Origin of the sequence: uncultured Corynebacterium sp. (assembly GCF_902782855.1) — a bacterium.
Lineage (GTDB): Bacteria > Actinomycetota > Actinomycetes > Mycobacteriales > Mycobacteriaceae > Corynebacterium.
In genome coordinates this window covers 1-4,839 of sequence record NZ_CACZOO010000212.1, presented here as the reverse complement: position 1 = coordinate 4,839, position 4,839 = coordinate 1, and the positions used below count along the sequence as shown (strand labels likewise).

The window sequence follows — 4,839 nt, the reverse complement described above, 5'->3', positions numbered from 1 at the left end:
GTGAGGGCGGGCCCGACAACTGTGGCGGGTATCCCCAGGGTCTTGGCTGCGGCTCGGCGGTACTTCTGACTTTCCGATGTCTCGTCGTTGTAGCGGTCAACCGGGATGACGGTGTGGTGCGGGTGGTAGGCGCCGGCGAGCAGCATCGTCGCGGCGGCCGGGGTCAGTGGCAGCCGGGTGGTGAGCTGGGTGACCAGCTGGGAGTCCGGTGAAGGGACGTTCTGCGTCCCCGTAGTGATCGCGTCCAGCAGGTCGGCCGCGGCCACCAGGTCGTCGCCGGTGAGGGCGGGGTCGATGCCGAGGTCGCGGCAGAGTTCCGGGGCTCCGCACAGTGGGGAGCCGAGCAGGGTGGTCGGAAGGTCGTCAATGTCCGGGAGGTCGGCGAGGATGTGGTTGACGGCGATGCTCCCGTCGCCGGTGACGTCTGCTTTTCCGAGGATGATGAGGTGGGTGCTGTTGTCCTTGTCGTCGGGGTTGTCCCAGGCTTCGCCGCCGCTGCGGGTCTTGGTGGCCTGGACGGTTTTGCGTGACCAGTCGACGGCGGTGCGTCGCCACCGGTGGGTGTCAATGGTCTCTGCGGTCCTTCGTAGGACGTGGGACACGGCGGAGCGTTCGGCGTCGGTGACGAACGGGCCGCGGGCCCAGGTGACGGTCGCTTTCTCGGATCCGACGGTGAAGGGCCAGCGCCAGGTGCCGCCGCGGTAGCCGGGGGTGCCGTCCATGAGGTCGGTGAGTTCGGTCATCTGTCGGCGCGCGTCGGTGACCTCGGTGGAGTCCGGGGCCTGACTGTGGGGTGTGACCGGGGTCTTCACGGGCTCCGGGGGCTGCGGAGCGCGCGGAGTTCGCGTCACCTTTTCGGTCTTTCCATGGCACGGAACTCCGGATTCGGTGACGCAGACTCCCGGGGTGGAGGCTGCTGTGTCCCCGGCTCCCCGGCCGGCGTCAGACGTCGTGGAGGACGCCTCCCGGAGGGTGTGGACGAGGGTGTTCAGTGCGGCCGTCTCGTGGACGACGAGGGCGGCGGTCTGGACCACACCTGCGCACAGTGCCGGATCACCGGTTCCGGTCAGGGCTGCCGCGGCGGTCATCGCCGGGGATCCTGGCCGACAGCGGGCGTCGACCGGCCGGTGGTCGTGGTGGACTCCGGTGACCTTCCGGTTGTCGAGCTGCAGATGCTCAAGTGTTGGCAAGGCCGTGCCCGGATCATCGCCGAGGGCATCGAGCAGCGGTGTCACGGTATCGGCGGTCGCTGCGCGGAGCGCCGAACTGGCGTCCTGCGACCGGACACGCAGATTCACCCACGCCGGATACGGCAGCAGGATCTGCCAGGTGGCGTTACCCCTGGCGTCCAACGAAGGGGTGGGTTCCACGGCGGTGAACCTCCGGTCACCCGACCACCGCAGATGCCGGTAACTGCCGAGCAGAAGGGTGCGACCGTTGAGGTGCAGCGGGAACCACCGTTCGCCGCCGAGGCCGGCGAAGGGTGCGACCCAGGTCCGGTCGATGTGTCCTCGTCCGTCGCCCGTGACGACCTTCGCCTCCGCGGGGCTGGTCTGGGCGACACAGACGGCCCCGTCGTGGACAGGCAGGATGTCAGATTCTGCGCAGGGGAAGCACCAGGTATTGCCCGTGGTGACGCCCATTGACCAGCTTCTCGGGGACGCCGTCTTCTGCAGCCGGATGGTGGGGATCGCCGTCCAGGCGACAGGGCCGGCGTCCTGCCCGGTGGTCGGGTCGGCCTTCTCAGGGCGGGGTGCACCGTAGTCACTGGTGGCACGCCAGATTCGGTCGCCGGTGGATTCGACCACACCGGCGGGCCAGGTGGCCTGCGTTACCCCGGTGGCGATGACACCGGTGCCGTACAGGCGACCACCGTCCACCGGGATACTGAGCCCCTCCGTCCATTCCGGGAACCGCGGGACGCTGCAGGCCACTGTTGAGCCGTCATCCCAGGTGATACCGCCTTTCTCCGTGACGGCGAGGACGCGGACGGTGCCGTCTGTGTCGTCTGTGCCGTCGTCGTCCCGAAAGTACCCGGCGCGCAGCAGCGGGTACTCCCCCACCTGCCCGTGGGTGACGGCGAGGGTCTCCTCCCCCTCCACGGCGACGAGTTCATCACCGACGCGGGCGATGACGCCAGGGAAAGACTCCCGCAGTTGGAGGGCCGGGCCTTTCCCACCGTTGCCGAGGGTGGCGTCCCACCGGTCGATGTGGGTCTCCAGTTCGGGCCAGGTGTACTCCTGCAGCAGGCCGAGGCGGAGGTTCGCGGCGAGGATGTCCGGGGCACTCAGTGTGAAAGCCTCGGCGAGACGACGCAGGTCCTCAACCGGTGGGTCGGCGGCGAGGATGAGGCGTGCCGTGTCCCGGAGAGCTGCCAGATGCGGGACAGTGACGCCGGTGTCGCCTTCGGTCAGCTCCGTGATGAGCGCGGTGATCAGATGCGGGGTGATCGCCCACGCCAGGGCTGAGTTCGAATAGGTGACCAACGGTTTTAGGAGTTCTGCTCCCTGTGCAGCCCGGAAGTCACCGGCGAGTGCCTCGACGAGGTCGGGATTGGCGGCCACGGCGTCGACAACCGGGTCAGGGCCACCGGCAGGGATGTCCCTGTCGCTCCTCGGATTGTGCCTCCAGTGCAGGCCCCACGCGAAGTTGTGCAGTGAGGTCGCCCTGTGGCCGGTGTGCCCGGTAATCTCCCAGGCCACCCCCGCGCGTTCCAGGGCATCGATCACGGGAAGGGCGACATCGGAGAGGTCGATCCTCACCGCCGCGCCGCGCAGACGGGACGCGTTGAAGTGCACGAAGTTCAGCAGTGTGCCGCTGACCAGGGAACCTGTCTTTTCGAGGACGCCGACCAACCAGTCGAGGAACTCGGCGGGGCCTTCCTTGAGCAGGGCGTCCATCAGTCCCGAGCTGCGGGCGTTGACGAAGAAGGCGTCCACGTCCTGGTCGGTCGCATGCCCGTAGCCGGAGGGTTCCCGGAAGGTGCCGAACAGGGCAGCGAGCAGGTCCGGGTGCTTCTTCAGCTTCTTCGCCGCCGCAGCGCGGAAGGGCATCTCCGCCTTGTCGAGGCCGGGGGTGTCCTTCACGAGGCCGAGGAACTCGGCGGCGACGGTGGACGGTGTCTTCCCCGCGGATTTCCCCGCCCGGGTCAGGTCGGTGAGCAGGGCGGCGTAGGGCGGGTTGCCGCCGCGCAGCCGTTCGGCGTTGAGGTCGAGAAGGTAGTCGTAGGCGGCGGTCAGGGCGTCCGGGTCGTCCCCGGCGCGGGCGACGGCGGCCTTCGCTTCGGCGGTGAGGTCCTTCGCCCCGACGACACCACGCTCGGCGAACTCGAGGAAGACGGTGCGGTGCCGGTCCGGGTCGACCGGGAGGCTGTAGTCGGTCTCGATGCGGCGGGCCCGGGAGAACCAGCGTTTCGCCGCGGCGTCCTTCCCCGCGTCGTCGAGGATGCGGGCGAAGTCCTCCAGCAGGGTGGGCAGCAGTTCGGGGTGGGTGCCGACCTCCCGGTCGATGATCCCGTTGATGCGGTGCTCGGCCTTCTGCACACCCCGGCGGGCGTTTTTCCTGGCCCAGGCCAGGTCCTCGGCGAGGGTGAGTGCCGCCCCGGTGAGTTCGGGGTGCTGCAGGATCGGCCAGTCGGGGAACCCGACGGCACCGGCGGTGGTGACACCGACGGTGGTGGGGTCCCCGGCGGTCAGGCCGAGGTGGGTGACGGTCTGTCCGACGACGGGGACGAGGGGTTCGGCGACCAGGCGGACGACGGTGCGGGGTCCCAGCAGTTCCCCGGTGACGGGGACAGCAACAAGTGCGGAGTGTCCGGTGGTGCTCATTCATTGCCCTCCGTGTCCTCGACGGTACGTCCGGAATGGACGAACTCGGCCATGCGGACGCCCTCCGACCAGGCGACAGGCCCGACATCGTCCGGGTCCAGACGGCCGGTCTCCGGGCTGCCGAAGCTCAGATCACCGACCGTGCCCTCGAAGAACGGGTCGGCGCACTCTATGGAGAGGACGGCATTGACTGTGGTGGGGGTGGCGCCAGCGGCGCCGGGTTCGGTGACCTTCAGGCAGACCTCGAAGCGGGTCGTCTCGTAGCCGGCGCCCTTGCTCCTGCCCATGAGCGCCGCGCCTTTCTCGTAGCGGGCGCCGGCGTAGCGGGTGAGTGCGTCGCGGCGTCCTTCTGCGGTGTCCGGCTTCACGTGGATCTCGCGGAAGAGCTGGTCAGCACCCTGGGTGACGCCGAGGTCGACGGCGAACTCCCGCCAGTCGTCGATGTTGTCGATGAGGACCGGGTGCGGGACGGTGACGGTGGTGTCGGCGCCGTGCGCGTCAGTCAAAGGGATGTCGACGGTCTCCCCGTCGAGGTCGACGAGGTGGAGCGCGTCCTCGTCTGCGCCGCGGAGCAGACCGGTGACCTGCTCCTGCGCATCCTCTGCCTTCTTTTCCGTCTCAGGGGAGGACGCCAGCACCACGAGATCCCTGATGTACGTCTGCCATGCGGGGTCGATCCACACCGTGGCGAGGAGTTTCGCGGACACCTGTTCACCACGCAGGAACCAGGTGCGGACGGTGTCGGAACAGGTGCGTTCGTGCTGGGTGAGCCAGGTCGCCAGGGCGTCCAATTGCAGGTACTCGTCAGTCTTCTTTACCTTCGCCGGGACGCTCTTGAGGTCCTTGCCCTTGGCGTTGCGGGACCGGACGGTCGTGCCGTCAAGGGCGAGGATGTAGTCGCCGGCGGGGATCCAGTGCAGGTCGGTGGTGACGGTTGGTTCAGTGGTGGACGCTGTCATGGGGCTCTACTTCCTCGCCGGGTGGCGTGTGGTGGTCAGGGTCTCGTAGCCGG

The 4,839-nt window shown here is 68.7% G+C and carries 2 protein-coding genes; both read right to left on the bottom strand.

The window, feature by feature from the left end; genetic code table 11:
• The coding region (locus tag QZV72_RS09175) for a hypothetical protein (protein WP_297007641.1) at positions 1-3,827 on the bottom strand (3,827 nt) is incomplete at its 3' end.
• Complete coding sequence (locus tag QZV72_RS09170; RefSeq protein ID WP_297007639.1) at positions 3,824-4,786, bottom strand: DUF4132 domain-containing protein; 963 nt, start codon at positions 4,784-4,786, stop codon at positions 3,824-3,826. The genes QZV72_RS09175 and QZV72_RS09170, both read right to left, overlap by 4 nt.
• Positions 4,787-4,839 lie beyond the last annotated feature (53 nt).